The organism is Empedobacter sp. 225-1 (assembly GCF_030328185.1).
GTDB lineage: Bacteria > Bacteroidota > Bacteroidia > Flavobacteriales > Weeksellaceae > Empedobacter > Empedobacter stercoris.
On the sequence record NZ_JACALO010000099.1, the window covers coordinates 1 to 506 of the forward strand.

The 506-nt window shown below is 27.7% G+C and carries 1 protein-coding gene; it reads right to left on the reverse strand.

Translation table 11 applies throughout. The features are described 5' to 3' along the window. Positions 1–299: 299 nt before the first annotated feature. A partial coding sequence (locus tag HX088_RS13895; RefSeq protein WP_286484488.1) for a hypothetical protein occupies positions 300–506 on the reverse strand: 207 nt, incomplete at its 5' end.

Here is a 506-nt window from a genome sequence, read left to right on the forward strand (position 1 = left end):
ATTTTTTTGCTTTCCTTTTTTCTGAAAAGGCAATATTGTGATTTGAGTGTCTACACAAATCCATATCTTGCATCTAAATTAAATTTTAAGAAAAAAATTAAGAAATAAAGGAGGATAAAAAAATGTCTTTCAGAAAAGAAAAAACGAAAAAAAAGAAAGCATTTACATAAGTGCAGCAAGCCTAAATTTTATATAAAAAGTGAAACGTCTTTATGCTAAAATTTATGTGTTGCGAAACTTACCTTTGTTTTCTTTTGATTTCTTTGGAAGAATCTCCAGCTAAAATGCTGTTGGAAGAATTATAACTCTTGATGAATTTTATTCGCAATAACATGAGCCGTATTTTTTACATAAGGATCTGAATAGCTTTCATCGATATTTGAAATAAAGTGTCTTAAAATGGCTTCAAGTGCATAAGCTTCATGATACTTGAATGAGATTGTAAATATTTTATCGTTTTTACGCTCTGTAATCGCTTTTCTAAGTAATTTACTATATAAGTCATC